Genomic DNA, 17,479 nt, shown 5'->3' on the forward strand with positions numbered 1-17,479 from the left:
GTCTTACTTCTCCTCGGTACGGGTGTTGGCGGCGGACTCGTTGCCGCCCAGAAGCAGGTAGAGGACGGCCATGCGGATCGATACGCCGTTGGCGACCTGCTCGACGACCGTGCAGCGGTCGGAGTCGGCGACCTGGGCGGTGATCTCCATGCCGCGCACCATCGGGCCGGGGTGCATCACGAGGGCGTGTTCGGGCATCTTCGCCATGCGGTCGCCGTCGAGGCCGTAGCGGCGCGAGTACTCGCGCTCGGTCGGGAAGAACGCGGCGTTCATCCGCTCGCGCTGGACCCGCAGCATCATCACGGCGTCGGACTTCGGCAGGGTGCTGTCGAGGTCGTACGACACCTCGCAGGGCCAGGTCTCGACGCCGACGGGGACGAGGGTGGGCGGGGCGACGAGGGTGACCTCGGCGCCGAGGGTGTGCAGCAGGTCGACGTTGGAGCGGGCGACCCGGCTGTGCAGGACGTCACCGACGATCGTGATGCGCTTGCCGGCCAGGTCCTGGCCGAGTCCCGCGTCCCGGCCGATCAGCCGGCGGCGCATGGTGAAGGCGTCGAGCAGGGCCTGGGTGGGGTGCTGGTGGGTGCCGTCGCCGGCGTTGATGACGGCCGCGTCGATCCAGCCGGAGGTGGCCAGGCGGTAGGGGGCACCGGAGGCTCCGTGCCGGATGACGACGGCGTCGACGCCCATCGCCTCCAGAGTCTGCGCGGTGTCCTTGAGGGACTCTCCCTTGGAGACGGAGGAGCCCTTGGCGCTGAAGTTGATGACGTCGGCGGAGAGCCGCTTCTCCGCGGCCTCGAAGGAGATGCGGGTACGGGTCGAGTCCTCGAAGAAGAGGTTGACGACCGTGCGGCCGCGGAGGGTGGGCAGCTTCTTGATCGGCCGGTCGGCGACCCGGGCCATCTCCTCGGCGGTGTCGAGGATGAGGACGGCTTCGTCGCGGGTGAGGTCGGCGGCCGAGATGAGGTGGCGCATCATCGGGGGGTTTTCTCCGGTGTGTGGAGGTCGAGTGCCGGGAGGTGACCTGTTCTGGGACAGGCCCAGCAGGCGTGCGGGCGCGCAGCGGCGGCACGCCGTACGAAGGGGTCGTACGGGGGTGCTACTGCTCGCCGGCCGGAGCGGTGGGGGCGGTCTCCCGCATCCCGAGCAGCACGGTGTCGCGACCGTCCTCCTCGGCGAGCTGGACCTTGACCGTCTCGCGCAGCGACGTGGGGAGGTTCTTGCCGACGTAGTCGGCGCGGATGGGGAGTTCGCGGTGGCCCCGGTCCACGAGGACCGCGAGCTGGACGGCGCGCGGGCGGCCGATGTCGCCGAGCGCGTCGAGGGCGGCGCGGATGGTGCGGCCGGAGAAGAGGACGTCGTCGACGAGGACGACGAGGCGGCGGTCGATGCCGTCACCGGGGATCTCGGTGCGGGCGAGCGCTCGGGCGGGCCGCATCCGCAGATCGTCGCGGTACATGGTGATGTCGAGCGAGCCGACCGGCACCTTGCGGCCGGTGATCTGCTCGAGCTTGTCGGCCAGGCGGCGGGCGAGGAAGACGCCGCGCGTGGGAATGCCGAGGAGGACCACGTCGTCGGCGCCCTTGGCGCGCTCGACGATCTCGTGGGCGATACGGGTCAGAACCCGGGCGATGTCGGGGCCCTCGAGAACAGGGCGTGCGGCATCGGACTGCTGAATGGCGTCCATACGAAACGGACCTCCTTCTCCGCCTCACGGGACGGACCTTAAAGGACGTCGGAATTGCGCCACCCACGGTACCAGGGCCGAGCGGGTGCTCCCGTCCGGGATGTGGAAGACCGTCGGTACGGACCATTCGGCTTGACGCAGCCAAGTAACGCTGCGTAACCTCACAGTGAGTTACCAGCCTTCGTCCCGGGAGCTATATGTCCAGCGAATACGCAAAACAGCTCGGGGCCAAGCTCCGTGCCATCCGCACCCAGCAGGGCCTCTCCCTCCACGGTGTGGAGGAGAAGTCCCAGGGCCGCTGGAAGGCCGTGGTGGTCGGTTCGTACGAGCGCGGCGACCGTGCCGTGACCGTGCAGCGCCTCGCCGAGCTGGCCGACTTCTACGGCGTCCCGGTGCAGGAGCTGCTGCCGGGCACCACGCCGGGCGGGGCCGCCGAGCCGCCGCCGAAGCTCGTCCTGGACCTGGAGCGCCTGGCTCACGTCCCCGCGGAGAAGGCGGGTCCGCTGCAGCGTTACGCCGCGACGATCCAGTCGCAGCGCGGCGACTACAACGGCAAGGTGCTGTCCATCCGGCAGGACGACCTGCGCACACTGGCGGTCATCTACGACCAGTCGCCCTCGGTGCTGACCGAGCAGCTCATCAGCTGGGGAGTGCTGGACGCGGACGCGCGCCGTGCGGTGGCGCACGAAGAGGCCTGATCCCCGGGCCCGCCACAGCAGAAACGTTGCCGCCGGGTGCGGAGGGGCCCTTGGGTGCTCCTCCGCCCCGGCGGTTTTCATGCCCGCCCCGGTCCCGGAGCATGCCGAAGGGCCCGCCGCGCATGTGCGCCGCGGGCCCTTCGGACAGGTACGGGTGCGGGTCAGTCCCGGCGGAGCTTCGGCTTGAGGTCCTTGAAGCGGGCCATCATGCCGTTGACGAACGACGGGGACTCGTCGGTGGAGAACTCCTTGGCGAGCTGCACCGCCTCGTCGATCACCACGGCGTCCGGGGTGCCGTCCACCCAGACCAGCTCGTACGCACCGAGGCGCAGGATGTTGCGGTCGACGACCGGCATCCGGTCGAGCGCCCAGCCCTCCGCGTAGGTGGCGATGAGCTCGTCGATCCGTCCGGCGTACTGCGCGTACCCCTCGACGAGCTCCATCGTGTACTCGCTGACCGGCGGCTGCCGGTCGTCGGACCGGGCGTGCCGGACCCAGTCCGCGAGGACCTCCTGCACGGACGCACCGCGCTGGTCGGCCTCGAAGAGGATCTGGAAGGCGCGCTTACGGGCCTTGTTCCGGGCAGCCACGGTTAGCTGTTCACCCGGCCGAGGTAGCCGCTGTCGCGAGTGTCGACCTTGATCTTCTCACCGGTGGTGATGAAGAGCGGGACCTGGATCTGGTGGCCGGTCTCCAGGATGGCCGGCTTGGTGCCACCGGTGGAGCGGTCGCCCTGGACGCCCGGCTCGGTCTCCTGGATCGTCAGCTCGACGGCGGCGGGGAGCTCCACGTAGAGCACCTCGCCCTCGTGCGTGGCGACGGTGGCGGTGAAGCCCTCGATCAGGAAGTTCGCGGCGTCGCCGACGGCGGCGCGGGAGACGTGCAGCTGGTCATAGGTCTGCATGTCCATGAAGACGAAGTACTCGCCGTCCATGTACGAGAACTGCATGTCGCGGCGGTCGACGGTGGCCGTCTCGACCTTCACACCGGCGTTGAACGTCTTGTCGACGATCTTGCCGGAGAGCACGTTCTTGAGCTTGGTGCGCACGAAGGCCGGGCCCTTGCCGGGCTTGACGTGCTGGAACTCGACCACGGACCAGAGCTGGTCGTTGTCGAGCTTGAGCACCATGCCGTTCTTGAGGTCGTTCGTGGAAGCCACGGTTGCGGAATCTCCTGGACTGACGCTGGTGGACGACCGAGGCGTGGTGCGTCACGCGCTACAGCGCGAGCAGCTCCTTGGTCGTGATGGTGAGTAGCTCGGGTCCGCCGTCCGCCTCCTGGCGTACGACGAGCGTGTCATCGATCCGGACGCCGCCCCGGCCCGGGAGGTGGACCCCCGGTTCGACGGTGACCGGCACGCAAGCGTCCAGTTTACCCATGGCGCCGGGTGCCAACTGCGGGTCCTCCTCGATTTCGAGCCCCACCCCGTGTCCGAGGAAGGGCGCCAGGCACTCGCCGTACCCCGCCGCGTCGAGGATATGGCGGGCGGCACGGTCCACGTCCCCGTACGCGGCTCCGGGGGTCAAGGACTCGCGGGCGGCCCGCTGAGCGGCGAAGACGAGGTCGTACAGCTCGATCTGCCAGTCGGCGGGCGAGGTGCCGATGACGAAGGTGCGGCCGATCTCGCAGCGGTAGCCGCGGTAGTTGGCGCCCAGACAGACGGAGAGGAAATCGCCTTCCTCGACGCGGCGGTCGGAGGGCCGGTGGCCGCCCCGGCCGGCGTTGGGGCCGGTGGCGACGGAGGTGGGGAACGCGGGTCCGTCGGCGCCGTGGTCGACGAGGCGGCGTTCCAGTTCCAGGGCGAGGTGACGTTCGGTACGGCCGACGAGGATCGATTCGAGGAGTTCACCGAGGGCCTGGTCGGTGATCTCCGCCGCGATCCGGAGGCAGGTGATCTCGTCCTCGTCCTTGACGATCCGCTCCTGCTCGATGGCGCCGCCCAGGTCCGCCAGGCGCACCTGGGGGGCGACCGCGCCCATCGCACGGTGACGCGCCACGGTCAGGTGGTGCTCCTCGACGGCGAGCACGTCCGCCCCCGCCTCGCGGGCGAAGCCGACCGCCTCGACCGCCGGGTCGGGCCCGGCAGCGGGGAGCGCGACGAGCCGCAGCTGCTCGTCGAGGCGCCCCTCCACCGGGTCCCCGGACGGCGTACCGGGACACAGCAGGACGTCGTCACCGGCGCCCAGCAGCAGGACGGCCCCCGGGGGCGCGCCGCCCGCGAGATACCGGACGTTGGCGGGGCGGGAGACCAGGGCCGCCGCAGAGCCGGACGCCGCGCACCGGTCACGCAGCCGCCCTCGGCGGTCCGCAAACACCTCTGACATGCCCCGAGCCTACGAGCGCCCGCGCGGGTCGGCAGGTCGGGCGGGCCCGACCGGGGGCGGAGGGGGCTGCGGGCGGCGGCATTGTCGCCCGTACGGGCCGGAAGCGGCATCCTCCACGCGTCCCGTCCCTCCCGGAGGAAACCCGGGGATCCACGGCCCCCTCCCGGAGTATTCGGGCAGGTACTCGCGGGGGACGCGTCGGCGGCGGGGCGACTGGGAGGCTGAGCGCACCGGGCCGCTCCCGGCGGCCCCAGGGAGGGAGAAACATGATCCCCAAGCAGTCGGCCGTGCGCGGCGCCCGCCGTACCGCCTTATGGATGACCGCCACCGCGCTCGTGGGAGCGAGCGTGGTCGCTTTCGCCCCGGTCGCGTCGGCCGCCCCGTCGCCGCGGACGTCCCCGGTGGTGACGGCAGACCGGTCACGGCCCGTGGACCTGGGGGCCGACCTCCAGGCACTGGTGGAGCGGGCTGGCGTGACCGCCGCGCTCGCCGAGGTGCGCGACCGGGGCCGCGTCGAGTGGCGGGGAGCGGCGGGCACGGCCGACCTGCGGACCGGCGAACGGGCCCGTGCCGACGGGAGGTTCCGGATCGGCAGCGTCACCAAGACGTTCGTCGCGACGGTGGTGCTCCAGATGGTGGCCGAGGGCAGGATCCGGCTGGACGACCCGGTGGAGCGGTACCTGCCGGGCCCCCTGCCCCACGGGCGCAGCGTCACCGTCCGGCAGCTGCTCGACCACTCGAGCGGTATCCGCGACTACCTCGACGACCCCGAGTTCCTGCTGGCGGACGAGGCCGCCGTACGCCGGTTCGTCGAGGTGGACCGGTGGCGGACGTACACCCCCCGCGCCCTGCTGGACGTGGCCGACCGCCACTCCGCCTACTTCCCGCCGGGCCAGGGCTGGAAGTACTCCAACACCAACTACGTCCTGGTGGGGATGCTGATCGAGAAGGTGTCCGGCCGGACGTGGCAGCAGGAGGTCCAGCGGCGGATCGTCCGGCCGCTGAAGCTGGACGACACGTTCATGCCCACCACCTCGCCACGGATCCCCGGCCACCACGCCAAGGGGTACTTCCCGCTGCCCGAGGGCCCGGTGGACATCAGCCGGCTGAACCCCAGCGTGGCGGGCGCCGCCGGGGCCGATATCTCCTCCACCGACGACCTCAACCGGTTCCTCGCCGCCCTGCTCGGCGGACGGCTACTGCCCAGGGCCCAGCTCGCCCAGATGCGCCAGACCGTCCCCGCCCCCGAGCTGGGGGCTTCGTACGGCCTCGGCATCATCCGCTACGAAACCGCCTGTGGCCCGGTGTGGGGTCACCCGGGAGGGATCCCCGGCTACCAGACGTTCCTCCTCGGCACCGAGGACGGCCGGCGCCAGGTGGCCCTGTCGGGCAACCCGTACGGCGAGGACTCCAGCGGAGGGGCGGTGCTCGAAGGCCTGCTGGACAAGGCCCTGTGCGGGCCCGGTGACCGGCCGGCGGGTGCGCTGCTGCCGCCGTCCGCCGCGGCGCCGGCACGGCTGCGGTAGTCAACCGCGGAAACCGGGGTATCCGGCGGACCGGACACTGTCGCCACGGTTCGAAGGAGTCTCCATGCCGACCAGCACCGCCACCACGACCACCGACGTCGTCGAGCTCATCCTGCGGGACCACCGCCGGATGGAGGAGCTGTTCCGGGCGATGCGGAACGTGCAGGCCGACCGGGAGGGGGCGCTGCAGGAGTTCGCCGCCCTGCTCGTGGCCCATGCCACGGCCGAGGAGAGCGAGGTCTACCCCGCGCTGCGGCGTTACAAGAACGTGGACGACGAGGACGTCGAGCACAGCGTGCACGAGCACGAGGAGGGCAACGAGGCCCTGCTGGCCCTGCTCGAGGTCGAGGACACCGGCTCCGAGGAGTGGGACGAGAAGCTCGAGGAGCTCGTCACGGCGGTCAACCACCACGCGGACGAGGAGGAGCGGACTCTCATCAACGACGCCCGTGAGAACGTCTCCGCCGAACGCCGCGCGGAACTCGGCGCGGCGTTCGCGAAGGCGCGGGCGGAGGCGTTGGCGGCCGGCTGCGGCAGCGTGGAGAACGTACGCCGGCTGGTGAAGTCGTCCTCCCACTGAGCGCCGGGGCCGAGTCGTCCTCCCACTGAGCACCGGGGCTGCGCACCGCTCCGCTACGCGCGTGTACCGCCGTGGACGGCTGTCGTCCACGGCGGTACGCGCGTTCGGCGCCTAGAAGGACGGCGGGCTGGCTATGGCGCGGGCGAGGACGTCGTCCAGGACGCGGGCGGTGGTCTCCACGTCGTACTTGGAGTTGTCGATGATCGGCAGCCCGGAGCCGTACCAGCCGGCCATCCTGCCGTGGATGCCGGCGACCTCCTCGTCGGAGAGGCGGCGGTTTCCGGTGCGCTCGGCGTTGCGCTCCAGGACGATCTCCAGACCGGGCAGCAGGACCACCGGGAGGAGGCCCGGGCCGACGTGGCGCTTCCAGCCGCCGAGGCCCACGACCGGGCGGTCGGGGAAGACGGCGTCGTCGAGGATGCAGGAGATGCCGTTGGCCAGGAAGTTCCGCGCGGCGAATCCGCAGGTGCGGCGGGCCAGGCGGTACTGCGCCTCGGACTGGTCGTTCCAGCCGGACTGGGGGTCGGCGAAGCCGGCGCAGACCCATTCGCGGACGTCGTCGAGGCTGATGTGCGCGGTGGGAACCCGGCGGTTGCCGGCCCAGTAGCGGGCGACGGTGGTCTTCCCCGCGCCGGCCGGGCCGATGAGGAGGACGGCGAGCGTGGCGGTCCCCGTGCCGGTGCCGTGTTCGGCGGGCGGCGGCGCCGGAGCGGCGACCGGAGTGCCGGACGGGAGGTGGATGTGACCCGTGGCGTCCCGCGGCGGTGCGGGGGGTGCCGCCCAGCCGGGCGCGGGTGGCGCGGGGACCGCCGGGGGTGCCGGTGCGGCCGGGGGCGGGGCAGGTGGTCCCTGGGGCGGCGGCGGGCCCGGGTGATGGGCGGCGGCCTGGTTCATCCATCCGGCGGCTGCGTGCCCCGGCTGGTGGGGCGGCGGCAGCGGAGCCCCCACTGCATGCTGCATCCGGTGCCACTCCGTCTCGTGCGACTGACGTTGATCGGGCGCCCGTTCGGGTCGCCGTTACCGAACCGTACCCTCCCCGGCCGTTGTTGGGACAAACGACCGGGGACGGTTCGACGTGCCCGGTCAGCCGGAGAGTTCGTCGGCGAGGGCCCGCAGGGCGAGCCGGTAGGAGCCGATCCCGAAACCGGCGATGGTGCCGCTGGCGACCGCCGCGACCACGGAGGTGTGACGGAACTCCTCCCGCGTGTACGGGTTGGAGATGTGCACCTCGATGAGCGGCGCGGTGCGCTGGGCGGCCGCGTCCCTCATCCCGTACGAGTAGTGCGTGAAGGCGCCGGGGTTGATGACGACCGGGATGGAGCCGTCGGCCGCCTCGTGCAGCCAGCGGATCATCTCGCCCTCGTCGTTCGTCTCGCGTACGTCTACCTCGAAACCGAGCTCCTTGCCGAGGGCGCGGCAGGTGTCCACCAGGCCCGCGTAGGAGGTCGCGCCGTACACGTCGGGCTCGCGCGAGCCGAGCCGGCCGAGGTTGGGGCCGTTGAGCACCAGCACCTTGCGGCTCATGAGGCGACCTCGCCGTACGCGGCGACGAGCACGGCGGGGTCGGGGCCTTCGAGTACGGTCGGCTTGGCGAGACCGTCGAGGACGATGAACCGCAGCAGGTCGCCGCGGGACTTCTTGTCGACCTTCATGGTGTCCAGCAGCTTGGGCCACTGGTCACCGCGGTAGGTGAGCGGGAGGCCGACGGACTCCAGGACCGTGCGGTGCCGGTCGGCGGTGGCGTCGTCCAGCCGGCCCGCGAGACGGCCGAGTTCGGCCGCGAAGACCATGCCGACCGAGACGGCGGCACCGTGACGCCACTTGTAGCGCTCGTTCTTCTCGATGGCGTGGGCGAGGGTGTGGCCGTAGTTGAGGATCTCCCGGAGGCCGGACTCCTTGAGGTCGGACGAGACGACGTCCGCCTTGACGCGGATCGAACGCTCGATGAGCTCGGCGGTGTGCGGGCCCTCGGGCGTACGGGCGGCGGCCGGGTCCTCCTCGATGAGGTCCAGGATCACCGGGTCGGCGATGAAGCCGGCCTTGATGATCTCGGCCAGGCCGCTGACGTAGTCGTGGACCGGCAGGGAGTCCAGCGCCGCGAGGTCGCACAGGACGCCGGCCGGCGGGTGGAAGGCGCCGACGAGGTTCTTGCCCTCGGCGGTGTTGATGCCGGTCTTGCCGCCGACGGCCGCGTCGACCATGGCGAGGACGGTGGTGGGGACGGCGATCCAGCGCACTCCGCGCAGCCAGGTGGCCGCCACGAAGCCGGCGAGGTCGGTGGTGGCGCCGCCGCCCACGCCGACGATGACATCGGTGCGGGTGAAGCCGGTCTGGCCGAGCGCCTTCCAGCAGTACGCGGCCACCTCGGCCGTCTTGGCCTCCTCGGCGTTCGGCACCTGGATGGCGACCGCCTCGTAGCCCTGCTCGGCGAGGTCGGCGCGCAGCGCCTCACCGGTGTCGGCGAGCGCCTCCGGGTGGATGACGGCGACGCGCTTGGCCCGGTCGCCGATCAGGCCGGGCAGCTCGCCGAGCAGCTGCCGGCCGACCAGCACCTCGTACGGGTCGGTGCCGGCCGTGCCGCCGACCTGGATACGGGTCACTGCCTGGTCAGTCACTTCTTCAGCTCCAGTGCGTCGAGGACCGCCTCGGCGACCTCTTCGGGGGTCTTGTCGTCGGTGGCCACGACCACCCGGGCGACTTCGGTGTACAGGTGGCGCCGGGCCTCCATCAGCTCGCGCCACTGGCGGCGCGGGTTGACGGCGAGCAGCGGGCGGGCGGTGTTCAGGCCGACGCGTCGGACCGCTTCCTCGACGTCCATCGACAGGTAGACGACGGGGAGCCCGGAGAGGCGCTCCCGGGTGCCGGCGTCGAGTACGGCGCCGCCGCCGAGGGCGAGGACGCCCGTGTGCTCGGCGACGGCGGCCCGTACGGCCTCGCGTTCGAGGGCGCGGAAGTGTTCTTCCCCGTCCTCGATGAAGATGTCGGAGATCTCGCGTCCCCCGGCGGCCACGATGTCCGCGTCCGTGTCCCGGTAGGGCACGCCGAGCCGCTCGGCGAGCAGCGCGCCCACGGTGGACTTGCCGGAGCCCATCGGCCCGACCAGGACGATCAGCGGGCCGGTGCTCACCGGATGTGGAGGTTGTCGAGGTACGAGCGGACGTTGCGGCGGGTCTCCGCCACGCTGTCGCCGCCGAACTTCTCCGCGACGGCGTCCGCGAGGACCAGGGCGACCATCGCCTCGGCGACGATGCCGGCGGCCGGGACGGCGCAGACGTCGGAGCGCTGGTGGTGCGCGGCGGCTGCCTCGCCGGTGACGACGTCGACGGTCTTGAGGGCCCGGGGCACGGTCGCGATGGGCTTCATCGCGGCGCGTACGCGCAGCAGCTCGCCCGTGGTCAGACCGCCCTCGGTGCCACCGGAGCGGCCGGAGGTGCGCTTGATGCCCTCGTCGGTGGCGACGATCTCGTCGTGGGCCTTGGAGCCGGGGACACGGGCCAGGTCGAAGCCGTCGCCGACCTCGACGCCCTTGATCGCCTGGATGCCCATCAGGGCGGCGGCCAGGCGGGCGTCCAGGCGCCGGTCCCAGTGGACGTGCGAACCGAGGCCGACGGGCACGCCGTAGGCGAGGACCTCGACGACGCCGCCGAGGGTGTCGCCGTCCTTGTGGGCCTGGTCGATCTCGGCGACCATCGCCTTCGACGCGTCCGCGTCCAGGCAGCGCACCGGGTCGGCGTCCAGCTTCTCGACGTCGGCCGGGGTCGGGTACACGCCGTACGGGGCCTTGGCGGCGGCCAGCTCCACGACGTGCGACACGATCTCGATGCCGGCCGTCTCCTTGAGGTACGAGCGGGCGACCGCGCCCAGCGCGACGCGCGCGGCGGTCTCACGGGCGCTGGCGCGCTCCAGGACCGGCCGGGCCTCGTCGAAGCCGTACTTCTGCATGCCCGCCAGGTCGGCGTGGCCGGGCCGGGGCCGGGTCAGCGGGGCGTTGCGGGCCAGTTCGGCGAGCTCGGCCGGGTCGACCGGGTCGGCCGCCATGACCTTCTCCCACTTGGGCCACTCGGTGTTGCCGACCATCACGGCGACGGGCGAGCCCATGGTGAGGCCGTGGCGTACGCCGCCGAGGAAGGTCACCTCGTCGCGCTCGAACTTCATGCGGGCGCCGCGCCCATAGCCGAGGCGCCGACGGGCCAGGTGGTCCGCCACCATCTCCGTGGTGATCGGGACACCGGCGGGAAGACCCTCCAGCGTCGCCACCAGTGCGGGGCCGTGCGACTCCCCCGCGGTCAGCCAGCGCAACCTGCTCAACGGTGCTCCTCATGCTCGCGCCTCGACTGCGACGGCGCGACCGGGTGCGCGGCCCCGGCCCGCCTTCCCCGATCCTCCCACGTCCGGGCCCGGGCCCGGTGCCCGGTCCAGAACGCGGACGCCCAGTCCGCCACACGGACACCCGGGGCCGCCAGGGGCGGACGGCGGTCCGGGGCCGTCCGGGATCACCCCGGCTCCTCCCCGTCGTCCGGCCGGCGGCGCCTGTCCGGCGGCGAGGCCTATCCGGCGAGGGCCCGTTCCCCGGCGGCCCTCATCACCGCGAGCGGCGCGGGGCTGCGGCCGGTCATCTGCTCCACCTGGAGGACGGCCTGGTGGACGAGGAGGTCGAGCCCGCCGACCACCGCTCCCCCGCGGGCCGACCAGGCGGCCGCCAGCGCGGTCGGCCACGGGTCGTACAGCACGTCGAAGAGGGTGCCCGGCCGGTCGGGGACCGCGGCGGCGAGCGCGTCGGTCGTCCCGGCGGGCGTCGTGGCGATCACCAGCGGCGCCCGCAGACCCTCGGCCGCCCGGGCCCAGTCGTCGGTGCGCACCTGGATGCCGAGCCGCTCGCCCCAGCCGCGCATCTCCGCGGCGCGGCCCTCGCTGCGTACGTACGCGGTGACGGGCCCGCTGCAGATCCGGGACAGCGCGGCGAGCGCGGAGGACGCGGTGGCGCCCGCGCCGAGCACGGCGGCGGTCTCCACCTTCTCCACGCCCCGTTCCCGCAGCGCGGCGATCATGCCGGGGATGTCGGTGTTGTCGCCCACGCGGCGGCCGTCCTCCGTGAAGACGACCGTGTTGACGGCCTCGACGGAGGTGGCCGTCGCGGTGATCTCGTCGAGCAGCGGGATGACGGCCCGCTTGAGCGGCATGGTCAGCGACAGTCCGGCCCAGGACGCGTCCAGCCCCTCGAAGAACGCGGGGAGCCGGGCCTCGTCCACCTCGTACCTGTCGTACGACCAGTGCGTGAGGCCCAGCTCCGCGTAGGCGGCCCGGTGCAGCACCGGGGAGAGGGAGTGGGCGATCGGCGACCCGAGTACGGCGGCGCGCTTCCCGGTGCGCACGGTGCTCACGGTGCTCGCGGTGCTCACTGGCCGGACTTCTCCCGTTCCTTTTCGTATTGCTCGACGTTCCGGTTGTGTTCCTCGTTCGTCACCGAGAACACCGTCTTGTCCTCGTTGATCGAGACGAAGTAGTACCAGGGGCCGGGTGTCGGATTCAGCGCGGAATTGATGGCGTCGACACCCGGATTGCTGATGGGTCCGGGCGTGAGGCCCTTGATGTCATAGGTGTTGTACGGATCGTCGATCTTGCGCAGATCCGCGACCGCACCGACGTCGAGGGTGCTTTCTTCCTTGATGTAATTGATGGTCGAGTCGAATTCGAGCCGCCCGACCGTCTCGATGTTGTTCGGCTTGAGGCGGTTGTAGACGACCCGGGCCACCTTGTCGAAGTCGTGCTTGTACTTGCCTTCGACCTGCACCAGGCTCGCGACGGTCAGCAGTTCCCACGGACCCTTGAGGCCGAGGGACTTGGCCTTCGTCTCGATGTCGAGCTTGCCGTATTCGGCGTTCGCCCGGGCGACCATCTTCCTGAGGACGTCCTCCGGCTTGGTGCCCTTGGCCACCGGGTAACTCGCCGGGAAGAGGAACCCTTCCAGCGGGTCCTTGAGATCCGGATGGCCGGTGGCCCAGGCCGGCAGGCCGAGGTTCTTCGCTTTCGCCTTGGCGACCGACTCGGTGGTGCCCGGTTTGAGTTCCAGCTTTTTGTCGATCTCCGCGTAGACGTACGCGCTCCGCTTGCCTTCCGGAATGGTGAGGGCGTTCCGGTTCTCCGGATTCAGCATGGCCTCGACGGCGCTGGCGGCGGACATGCCCTTCTTGAGCGTGTAGACGCCGTCCTGAATGCTCTTGCCCTTGGGGTTCTTCTCCTGGGCGGAGACGAAGGCGCCCTTGCTCTTGACCACACCGCTCTCCACGAGCAGTGCGGCGATCTCGTAACCGCCCGCGCCCTTGGGGATCTCGACCTGAACGGTCTCGTTCGTGCCGTCCCCGGTGAAGTCCGGTGCCGCCCCGAACTGACCCTGCCAGAACTGGTAGCCGAAGTAGCCCACGCCGCCGGCACCGCCCGCCATGACGAGGGCGACGACCAGGCAGGCCAGGCCGTTGCGGCTCTTTTTCTTCTTCTGCTTGCCGCCCCGGCGGTCCTGGCCACCGCCGCGCCTCGATCCGGCCGCCTCGTCGTCGTAGCCGTCGTCCTCGTCGTCGGCGCCGTCCGAGAAGAACGGGTGGTTCTCCTCCTCCGGCTCGTCGCGCACCGGCTCCGGCTCGGGCTCGGCCCGCCGCTGGCCCGGGGGCTGCGGCGGTGGGTACGCCTCGGGGGTGCCGTACAGGTCGGGGGCCTGGGCGCCGTACGGGTCGGCCGGGGCCGACGTCCCGTAGGGCATCGCGGCCTGCTGGCCGGTGTCCCAGCCGCCGTTGTCGTACGGCTGCCCCGCGTAGGTCTGCTGGGGGTAGCCCTGTTGAGGGTGCCCCTGCTGGGGGAACTGGCCCTGCTGCGGGTACTGACCCTGCTGGGCGTGGTGGTCCTGCGCCCCCTGGTAGTGCTGGTCGCCGTAACCCTGCTGCGGCTGCTGCTGGTACGGGTCGTGCTGGTTCCCGTACTGCGTCTGCTGGTAGTAGGCCTGCTGACCTTCCCACCCCTGGTGCCCGTGTTCCGGGTCCTCGGGGTGCCACGGTTCGGAGCCGGAGCTCCGGCCATACTCAGTCATCGATCCCCAAACAGCCGCGAGGCGTCCGGACGATCCGCCTCTACGTAGCGCGGCGACTGTTCGAACACCGCCGCGTAGCGGGGAACGTTACCGTATCGCGATCAGATGACCACTTCGACGCTCTCTCCGGGCGGATTACCTGATACCCGTTCGGACTCAAGAGCGTTCTGAAGGATGATCACAGCGGCTGCCTGATCGATGACAGACCGGCCCTTTTTGGACTTCACGCCCGATGCGCGCAGCCCTTGAGTGGCCGTCACTGTGGTCATCCTCTCGTCCACGAGTCGTACGGGGACGGGGGATGCCCCACGGGCGAGCTCCTGCGCGAAGGCGCGGACCTTGGCCGCGGCCGGGCCCTCGCCCCCGCTGAGGGAGCGAGGGAGCCCGACCACGATCTCGATCGGTTCGTACTCCTCGGTGATCTGCTTCAACCGCCGGTGGGCGGCCGGGACATCGCGTCCCGGCACGGTCTCCACCGGCGTGGCGAGGACCCCGTCGGGGTCGCAGGAGGCGACCCCGATCCGGGCGTCCCCGACGTCGATCGCGAGCCGGCGGCCCCGTCTCATCAGACGGTGTCCGCGACGAGCCGCTCGACGGCGGCGATGGCGTCGCCGACGGCCTCCGCGTTCTGACCGCCGCCCTGGGCGACGTCCGGCTTGCCACCACCGCCGCCGCCGAGGGTCTTGGCGGCGGTACGGACCAGGTCACCGGCCTTGAGGCCGCGCTCACGGGCGGCCTCGTTGGTGGCGATGACGGTGAGCGGACGGCCGTTCGCCGTGGTGAACAGGGCGACGACGGCCGGGCGGTCACCCGGGATACGGCCACGCACGTCCAGGACCAGCTTGCGCAGGTCGTCGGCGCCGGTTCCGTCCGGGACCTGCCCGGTCACCAGGGCCACACCACGGACGTCCTGGGCGCCCTGGGCGAGACCGGCGGCGGCCTGGAGCACCTTCTCCGCGCGGAACTTCTCGATCTCCTTCTCGGCGTCCTTGAGCTTGGCGAGCATGCCGGAGATCTTCTCCGGGAGCTCCTCGGGACGGCCCTTGACCAGCTCCTGGAGCTGGGCGACGACCGTGTGCTCCCTGGCCAGGAAGTTGTACGCGTCGACACCCACGAGGGCCTCGATGCGGCGCACCCCGGAACCGATCGACGACTCGCCGAGCAGCTTCACCAGGCCGAGCTGGGCGGTGTTGTGGACGTGCGTACCACCGCACAGTTCCTTGGAGAAGTCGCCGATCGTGACCACACGCACGCGCTCGCCGTACTTCTCGCCGAACTCGGCGATGGCGCCCTGCCGCTTGGCCTCGTCGATCGCCATGACCTCGGCGTGCACGTCCAGCTCGCGGGCGAGGACCTCGTTGATCTTCTGCTCGACGTCGGTCATGACCGCCTGCGGCACGGCCGACGGCGAACCGAAGTCGAACCGGAAACGACCGGGCTGGTTCTCCGAACCGGCCTGGGCGGCCGTCGGGCCCAGCGCGTCGCGCAGCGCCTGGTGGGTCAGGTGCGTGGCGCTGTGGGCACGGGCGATGGCGCGGCGGCGCCGTACGTCGATCGTGGCGTACGCGGTGGCCCCGACGGTCACCTCGCCGACCTGGACCGAGCCCTTGTGGACGGAGACGCCCGGGACCGGCTGCTGCACGTCGCGCACCTCGATGACGGCACCGCTGTGCAGCCGGATGCGGCCGGTGTCGGCGATCTGGCCGCCGCCCTCGGCGTAGAACGGGGTGCGGTCGAGGACGACCTCGATCTCGTCACCCTCGGTGGCGGCGGGCGAGGGGACACCGTTGACGAGCAGGCCGACGACCGTGGTCTCGCCCTCGGTGTTGGTGTAGCCCACGAACTCGGTGGCACCGGAGGTGTCGGCGATCTCGCGGTAGGCGGAGACGTCGGCGTGGCCGGTCTTCTTGGCCCTGGCGTCGGCCTTGGCACGGTCCCGCTGCTCCTGCATCAGGCGGCGGAAGCCGGCCTCGTCCACGGACAGGCCCTGCTCGGCGGCCATCTCCAGGGTGAGGTCGATCGGGAAGCCCCAGGTGTCGTGGAGCAGGAACGCCTTGTCGCCGGAGAGCACCGTGCCACCGGCGGCCTTGGTCTCGGTGACGGCGGTGTCGAGGATGTTGGTGCCGCCCTTGAGGGCCTTGAGGAACGCGGCCTCCTCGGCGAGGGCGACGGTCTCGATGCGCTTGCGGTCGGTCTCCAGCTCCGGGTACTGCTCGCCCATCGTCTTGATGACCGTGTCGACGAGCTCGCCGACGACCGGGCCGGTGGCCCCGAGCAGACGCATGTTGCGGACGGCGCGGCGCATGATGCGGCGCAGCACATAGCCGCGGCCCTCGTTGCCCGGCGTGACGCCGTCGCCGATGAGCATCACGGACGTACGCATGTGGTCGGCGACCACGCGCAGTGAGACGTCGCTCTCGTGGGCCTGGCCGTAGCGCACACCGGTGAGCTCGGTGGCCTTGTCGATGACGACCTTCAGGGTGTCGGTCTCGTACATGTTCTGTACGCCCTGGAGGATCATCGCCAGGCGTTCGAGACCGAGGCCCGTGTCGATGTTCTTGCTCGGCAGGTCACCGAGGATCTCGAAGTCCTCCTTGGAGGTGCCCTCGCCGCGCTCGTACTGCATGAAGACCAGGTTCCAGATCTCCACGTACCGCTCGTCGTTGACGGCCGGGCCGCCCTCGACGCCGAACTCGGGGCCGCGGTCGTAGTTGATCTCGGAGCAGGGGCCGCACGGGCCGGGGACGCCCATGGACCAGAAGTTGTCCTTCTTGCCCAGGCGCTGGATGCGCTCGGCGGGAACGCCCACGACGTCACGCCAGATCTGCTCGGCCTCGTCGTCGTCCTGGTAGACGGTGATCCAGAGCTTCTCGGGCTCCAGGCCGTAGCCGCCGTGCTCGACGGAGCCGGTCAGCAGCTCCCAGGCGAGCTTGATGGCGCCTTCCTTGAAGTAGTCGCCGAAGGAGAAGTTGCCGCACATCTGGAAGAACGTGCCGTGGCGGGTGGTCTTGCCGACCTCTTCGATGTCCGGCGTGCGCACGCACTTCTGCACGCTGGAGGCGCGGGTGTACGGCGGCTTCTCCTCACCCAGGAAGTAGGGCTTGAACGGCACCATGCCGGCGTTGACCAGGAGCAGAGTCGGGTCGTCCGCGATGAGCGACGCCGAAGGGACGACGGTGTGCCCGCGCTCCTCGAAGAAGCTCAGCCAGCGGCGGCGGATTTCAGCCGACTCCATCAGTGGTCCTCATTCCGGTTGTACGAGTGGTTGTGGGGATACGGGGGGCGGGCGCCGTCCCGGGGACTGTCGAGGGCCGCGGCGCGGCGCGGCGCCGGGAGAGCGGGGTCGTCGACGGGTGCCTCCAGGCCCAGTGCCTCGCCCAGTTCGGCCTCGCGCTGGAGCATGCCCGCCCGGACGTCGAGTGCGAACTCCTTGAGCCGGTGGCCGGCCTCGACCGCCTTGTCGGCGGCCTGGGCGGCGAGGCTCTCCGGGGTCAGCTGCTTGAGCTTGCGATTGACCTTGGTGGTGGCCCACACGCCGGCTGCGGCGCCCGCGGTGAACCAGAAAGCACGGCGGAACATCCCTTGC

At 71.3% G+C, this 17,479-nt stretch carries 18 protein-coding genes; 3 read left to right on the plus strand and 15 right to left on the minus strand.

What is annotated here, in order from left to right:
• Nucleotides 1-3: 3 nt before the first annotated feature.
• Nucleotides 4-978, minus strand: a complete 975-nt coding sequence (locus ACZ6C1_RS31580) for an aspartate carbamoyltransferase catalytic subunit (protein ID WP_469245621.1) — start codon at nt 976-978, stop codon at nt 4-6.
• A gap of 121 nt (nt 979-1,099) precedes the next feature.
• Nucleotides 1,100-1,687 carry a bifunctional pyr operon transcriptional regulator/uracil phosphoribosyltransferase PyrR gene (pyrR, locus tag ACZ6C1_RS31585; RefSeq protein WP_469245623.1) on the minus strand — a complete coding sequence of 196 codons (588 nt, stop codon included), beginning with the start codon at nt 1,685-1,687 and terminating at the stop codon, nt 1,100-1,102.
• Between the two features lie 197 nt (nt 1,688-1,884).
• Here pyrR and bldD point away from each other — a divergent pair, with 197 nt between their 5' ends.
• Nucleotides 1,885-2,385 (plus strand): transcriptional regulator BldD, encoded by a 501-nt coding sequence (gene bldD, locus ACZ6C1_RS31590; RefSeq protein WP_064068023.1) that lies wholly within the window; start codon nt 1,885-1,887, stop codon nt 2,383-2,385.
• A 161-nt stretch (nt 2,386-2,546) separates the two neighbouring features.
• Here the strand turns inward: bldD and nusB are convergent, their stop codons facing one another.
• From nusB to ACZ6C1_RS31605, 3 genes are read right to left on the minus strand one after another with little or no spacing between them, the layout of a single operon-like run.
• Nucleotides 2,547-2,975, minus strand: a complete 429-nt coding sequence (gene nusB / locus ACZ6C1_RS31595) for a transcription antitermination factor NusB (protein ID WP_351817668.1) — start codon at nt 2,973-2,975, stop codon at nt 2,547-2,549.
• A 2-nt stretch (nt 2,976-2,977) separates the two neighbouring features.
• Nucleotides 2,978-3,544: an elongation factor P gene (gene efp, locus ACZ6C1_RS31600; RefSeq protein ID WP_064068025.1), complete on the minus strand. Its 567-nt coding sequence runs from the start codon at nt 3,542-3,544 to the stop codon at nt 2,978-2,980.
• A 58-nt stretch (nt 3,545-3,602) separates the two neighbouring features.
• Nucleotides 3,603-4,709, minus strand: coding sequence for an aminopeptidase P family protein (locus ACZ6C1_RS31605; RefSeq protein WP_469245626.1), 1,107 nt, complete (start codon nt 4,707-4,709; stop codon nt 3,603-3,605).
• 266 nt (nt 4,710-4,975) lie between these two features.
• Here ACZ6C1_RS31605 and ACZ6C1_RS31610 point away from each other — a divergent pair, with 266 nt between their 5' ends.
• Together ACZ6C1_RS31610 and ACZ6C1_RS31615 are read left to right on the plus strand one after the other, a co-directional pair.
• Nucleotides 4,976-6,235, plus strand: a complete 1,260-nt coding sequence (locus ACZ6C1_RS31610) for a serine hydrolase domain-containing protein (RefSeq protein WP_469245628.1) — start codon at nt 4,976-4,978, stop codon at nt 6,233-6,235.
• A gap of 64 nt (nt 6,236-6,299) precedes the next feature.
• A complete protein-coding gene (locus ACZ6C1_RS31615) occupies nt 6,300-6,815 on the plus strand; it encodes a hemerythrin domain-containing protein (RefSeq protein WP_469245630.1) in 516 nt (171 codons plus the stop codon).
• A 111-nt stretch (nt 6,816-6,926) separates the two neighbouring features.
• On the opposite strand, the gene ACZ6C1_RS31620 is transcribed toward ACZ6C1_RS31615, so the two are convergent.
• The 10 genes from ACZ6C1_RS31620 to ACZ6C1_RS31665 form a co-directional block, all read right to left on the minus strand.
• Nucleotides 6,927-7,775, minus strand: coding sequence for a Pro-rich N-terminal domain-containing protein (locus ACZ6C1_RS31620; protein WP_469245632.1), 849 nt, complete (start codon nt 7,773-7,775; stop codon nt 6,927-6,929).
• A gap of 123 nt (nt 7,776-7,898) precedes the next feature.
• On the minus strand, nt 7,899-8,339 hold the full coding sequence (gene aroQ / locus ACZ6C1_RS31625) for a type II 3-dehydroquinate dehydratase (RefSeq protein WP_469245634.1): 441 nt from the start codon (nt 8,337-8,339) through the stop codon (nt 7,899-7,901).
• Entirely contained in the window at nt 8,336-9,430 is a 1,095-nt protein-coding gene (gene aroB, locus ACZ6C1_RS31630; RefSeq protein ID WP_469245635.1) for a 3-dehydroquinate synthase, read from the minus strand. The genes aroQ and aroB overlap by 4 nt, the downstream gene beginning before the upstream one ends.
• A complete protein-coding gene (locus tag ACZ6C1_RS31635; protein ID WP_469245637.1) occupies nt 9,427-9,942 on the minus strand; it encodes a shikimate kinase in 516 nt (171 codons plus the stop codon). Before ACZ6C1_RS31635 ends, aroB begins: the two co-directional genes overlap by 4 nt.
• Nucleotides 9,939-11,123, minus strand: a complete 1,185-nt coding sequence (aroC, locus tag ACZ6C1_RS31640) for a chorismate synthase (protein WP_469245638.1) — start codon at nt 11,121-11,123, stop codon at nt 9,939-9,941. The genes ACZ6C1_RS31635 and aroC overlap by 4 nt, the downstream gene beginning before the upstream one ends.
• Before the next feature lie 239 nt (nt 11,124-11,362).
• Nucleotides 11,363-12,214 (minus strand): shikimate dehydrogenase, encoded by an 852-nt coding sequence (locus ACZ6C1_RS31645; protein WP_469245640.1) that lies wholly within the window; start codon nt 12,212-12,214, stop codon nt 11,363-11,365.
• Nucleotides 12,211-13,893, minus strand: a complete 1,683-nt coding sequence (mltG, locus tag ACZ6C1_RS31650; RefSeq protein ID WP_469245642.1) for an endolytic transglycosylase MltG — start codon at nt 13,891-13,893, stop codon at nt 12,211-12,213. The genes ACZ6C1_RS31645 and mltG overlap by 4 nt, the downstream gene beginning before the upstream one ends.
• 101 nt (nt 13,894-13,994) lie before the next feature.
• Nucleotides 13,995-14,459, minus strand: a complete 465-nt coding sequence (ruvX, locus tag ACZ6C1_RS31655; protein ID WP_469245644.1) for a Holliday junction resolvase RuvX — start codon at nt 14,457-14,459, stop codon at nt 13,995-13,997.
• A complete protein-coding gene (gene alaS, locus ACZ6C1_RS31660; RefSeq protein ID WP_469245646.1) occupies nt 14,459-17,128 on the minus strand; it encodes an alanine--tRNA ligase in 2,670 nt (889 codons plus the stop codon). The genes ruvX and alaS overlap by 1 nt, the downstream gene beginning before the upstream one ends.
• Nucleotides 17,128-17,472 (minus strand): DUF6167 family protein, encoded by a 345-nt coding sequence (locus tag ACZ6C1_RS31665; protein WP_469245648.1) that lies wholly within the window; start codon nt 17,470-17,472, stop codon nt 17,128-17,130. The genes alaS and ACZ6C1_RS31665 overlap by 1 nt, the downstream gene beginning before the upstream one ends.
• Nucleotides 17,473-17,479: the final 7 nt, after the last annotated feature.

The sequence above is a fragment of the Streptomyces sp. NPDC041796 genome (genome assembly GCF_055590785.1).